Raw genomic sequence first — 4,425 nt, forward strand, 5'->3', positions numbered from 1 at the left:
CACGCCGATGCAGTGGTCGATCGACCGCAACGGCGGTTTTTCCCGCGCCGACCCGGCGAGTCTGGTCCTGCCGCCGATCATGGATCCGCAGTACGGCTACCTCTCGGTGAACGTCGAGACCCAGGCCGGCGACCCGCATTCGCTGCTCAACTGGACCCGCCGGATGCTCGCGGTGCGCAAGCAGTCCAAGGCCTTCGGCCGGGGCACGCTGAAGATGCTGTCGCCGAGCAACCGTCGGATCCTTGCCTACACGCGTGAATACACCGGCCCGGATGGCAAGCATGAAATCATCCTCTGCGTCGCCAACGTCTCGCGTAGCGCCCAGGCGGCGGAGCTGGACCTGTCGGCCTATGCCGGCATGGTCCCGGTGGAAATGCTCGGGGGTAATGCCTTCCCGCCCATCGGCCAGTTGAATTTCCTCCTGACCCTGGCGCCGTACGGCTTCTACTGGTTCGCCCTGGCGGCGGAAAACCAGATGCCGAGCTGGCATGTGGAACCTGCCCAGAGCCTGCCGGACTTCACCACGCTGGTATTGAAAAAGCGCCTGGAAGAATTGCTTGAGGCGCCTTCACGCACGACGTTGGAGCAGAGCATCCTGCCAAGCTGGCTGCAGAACCGTCGCTGGTTCGCCGGCAAGGACAGCGCCATCGAGAAAGTCGACATCGTCTATGGCGTGCGCTTCGGTGATCCGCAACGGCCTGTGCTGTTGAGCGAAATCGACGTGACCAGCGCCGGTCAGACGCTGCGCTATCAACTGCCATTCGGTCTGTTGGCCGAGGACCAGGTGGGCGCTGCGCTGCCGCAGCAACTGGCCTTGTCGCGGGTTCGCCGGGGGCGTCAGGTCGGGCTGATTACCGACGCGTTCACCCTGGAGAGCTTCGTGCGAGCCGTGATGCAAGGCATCCAGGCCAGTACCGTATTGCCGTGCGCCGATGGCGAGTTGCGGTTTGAACCCACCGCAGGCCTGGCGGCGTTGAACCTTGGCGCCGAGCCGGAGGTGCGCTACCTGTCCGCCGAGCAGTCCAACAGTTCGGTGGTGGTTGGCGGCAGCCTGGTGCTCAAGCTGATCCGCAAGGTCGCGTCGGGCGTGCATCCGGAACTGGAGATGAGTGCTTACCTGACCGCTGCCGGCTTCAGCAATATTTCGCCACTGCTGGGTTCGGTGATTCGCCGCGACGCCCAGGGTGAGGATGCGCTGCTGATGATCGCCCAGGGTTACCTGAGCAATCAGGGTGATGCGTGGGAATGGACCCAGAACAACCTCGAACGCGCCTTGCGCGACGAACTGGCGGACGCGGTGTCCGAACAGGAACAGCACTACAACGCCCTGGGTGAGCTGAAGGACTTCGCCGGCATGCTCGGCCAGCGCCTGGGGGAAATGCACAAGGTGCTTGCCCAGCCCACCGACAACCCGGACTTCGCGCCCCAGGCCACCAGCGCCAAAGAGGCCCAGGCGATCGGCAAGGATGTCGTCGCCCAGGTGGAAAACGCCCTGCGTCTGCTCAAGCAGAACCAGGGGCAATTGAACCCGGCGGACCAAGCCATGGTCGCACGCTTGCTGGAACACAGGAAAACCGTGCTGGCCCATGTCCAGGAACTGGCCGGCAAGGCCGCCGGCGGCTTGCGCATCCGCGTGCACGGCGACCTGCACCTGGGGCAGGTGCTAGTGATCAAGGGCGATGCCTACCTGATCGATTTCGAGGGCGAGCCGGCGCGGCCGTTGCACGAGCGGCGTGGCAAGCACAGCCCGTACAAGGACGTCAGCGGCGTGCTGCGTTCCTTCGATTACGCAGCAGCGATGGCGGTGCAACTGCACACCGTGGACACCACGGCCGACGCCGATGCGGCGCGCAAACGGGTCGCCGACCGCTATTTGATTGAGGCCCGCCAGGCATTTGTCGAGGCGTATCGGCTAGCGGCAGCTAGTCTTGCCCATGAATGGAAGGATGCTGAAGGCGAGGACGCCGCGTTGGCGTTGTTCGGCCTGGAGAAGGCGGCCTATGAAGTGGCTTATGAAGCCGAGAATCGCCCCGCCTGGCTGCCCGTGCCGTTGCACGGTCTGTACGGGCTGTTGAGTGGGCTGCAACCCTTTTCCGATTTAGCCGGACCGATTTAGTGGAGAGAATCATGAGCGTCTCGAACAAGGAAACCCAGGGGCAGGCCAAAGAGGCATTGTTGCCGGCCCCCCACGACATCGACGCGCTGGTGCGCGCCGAACACCATGACCCATTCTCGATCCTGGGCCCGCATGGCGACGGGGCGGGCGGGCAATTCATCCGCGCGTATCTGCCCGGTGCGTTAAGCGTGCATGTGCTCGCCCGTGAGGGCGGCGAGGAGCTGGGCGAATTGCAGGCTACCGAAACGCCGGGCCTGTTCGTCGGCCATTTCGACCGCGCCCAGCCGTACCTGCTGCGCACCCGTTGGGCGGGCGGCGAGCAGGTTGCCGAAGACCCCTACAGCTTCGGCCCGCTGCTGGGGGAAATGGATCTTTACCTGTTCGCCGAGGGCAATCACCGCGACCTCAGCGCGTGCCTCGGTGCGCAACTGAAGACGGTCGATGGCGTCGATGGTGTGCGCTTCGCGGTCTGGGCGCCGAACGCGCGCCGGGTGTCGGTGGTGGGGGACTTCAACGTCTGGGACGGGCGTCGGCATCCAATGCGCATCCGTTACCCGTCCGGCGTGTGGGAGATCTTCATCCCGCGGCTCGGTCCGGGCGAAGGCTACAAATACGAAATCCTCGGCGCCCACGGTATCCTGCCGCTCAAGGCCGACCCGGTGGCCCTGGCCACCCAGATGCCACCGGACACGGCATCCAAGGTCGCTGCGCCGTTGAAAATCGAGTGGCAAGACGACGAGTGGATGCAGAGCCGACGCGAGCGCCAGCTACCCGGCGCGCCGCTGTCGATCTACGAGTTGCACGCCGGTTCCTGGCAGTGCGAAATCGACGAGGCGGGGGAGGTTTCCCGGCAATACAACTGGCATGAAATGGCCGAGCGGCTGATTCCCTACGTCAAGGACCTGGGCTTCACCCACATCGAACTGATGCCGATCATGGAACACCCGTTTGGCGGCTCGTGGGGCTATCAACCGCTGTCGCAATTTGCCCCGACCGCGCGTTTCGGTTCGCCCGATGACTTCGCCGCGTTCGTCAACGCCTGCCACCAGGCCAATATCGGCGTGATCCTCGACTGGGTGCCGGCGCATTTCCCGACCGATACCCACGGCCTGGCCCAGTTCGACGGGACCGCGCTGTATGAATACGGCAACCCGCTGGAAGGCTTTCACCAGGATTGGGACACGCTGATCTACAACCTCGGGCGCACCGAAGTCCATGGGTTCATGCTGGCCTCGGCGTTGCACTGGCTCAAGCATTTCCACGTTGACGGCCTGCGGGTCGATGCGGTGGCCTCGATGCTCTATCGCGACTATTCGCGCAAGGCCGGCGAGTGGGTGCCCAACCGTCACGGCGGACGGGAGAACCTGGAAGCCATCGACTTCCTGCGCCACCTCAACGACGTAGTAGCGCTGGAGACGCCCGGCGCGCTGGTGATTGCCGAGGAGTCCACGGCGTGGCCAGGTGTCAGCCAGAGCACGCAGCAGGGCGGCCTGGGTTTCGCCTACAAATGGAACATGGGCTGGATGCACGATTCGCTGCATTACATCCAGCAGGATCCGGTGTACCGCGCTCATCACCACAATGAACTGAGTTTCGGCCTGGTGTACGCCTGGTCCGAGCGTTTTGTCTTGCCGATTTCCCATGACGAAGTGGTCCACGGCAAACGCTCGCTGATCGACAAGATGCCCGGTGACCGCTGGCAGAAATTCGCCAACCTGCGTGCCTACCTGAGTTTCATGTGGGGCCATCCCGGCAAGAAACTGTTGTTCATGGGCTGCGAGTTTGGCCAATGGCGCGAGTGGAACCATGACCAGCAATTGGACTGGTACCTGCTGCAATACCCTGAGCACCGGGGCGTGCAGAAACTGGTGAGCGACCTGAACCGGCTCTATCGCGAAGAACCGGCGCTGCACGACCAGGACGATGCACCGCAAGGCTTCCAATGGCTGATTGGGGACGACGCAGTCAACAGCGTCTATGCGTGGTTGCGCTGGAGCAAGGATGGCCGGCCGGTGCTGGTGGTCGCCAACTTCACGCCGGTGCCACGCGAGGCGTATCGGGTCGGCGTGCCGTTTGGCGGACGCTGGGTGGAATTGCTCAACAGCGATGCCGACACCTATGCCGGTTCCAACTACGGCAATGGCGGCGGTGCCTCCACCGAGGCGATCCCCAGCCATGGCCAGGCGCTGTCGCTGGAACTGAACCTGCCGCCGCTGGCGGTGCTGATCCTGCGACCGGAGGGATAACTCCTCGCCACGGGAACAGCGGTGGGAATCAAGCCAGATTTACACCGGGCCATTGTGGGAGCG

Annotated in this window: 2 protein-coding genes; both read left to right on the forward strand. The window is 64.0% G+C overall.

Annotation, left to right across the window (positions count from 1 at the left end):
* A partial coding sequence (locus tag ACE04F_RS13315) for a putative maltokinase (protein WP_486107327.1) occupies positions 1-2,116 on the forward strand: 2,116 nt, incomplete at its 5' end.
* Between the two features lie 11 nt (positions 2,117-2,127).
* The gene (gene glgB / locus ACE04F_RS13320; RefSeq protein ID WP_486107329.1) at positions 2,128-4,362 is read left to right on the forward strand and encodes a 1,4-alpha-glucan branching protein GlgB; all 2,235 of its coding nucleotides are present in this window, start codon (positions 2,128-2,130) and stop codon (positions 4,360-4,362) included.
* The last annotated feature ends 63 nt before the right edge of the window (positions 4,363-4,425 follow it).

The sequence above is a fragment of the Pseudomonas sp. AGC41 genome, from assembly GCF_057334555.1.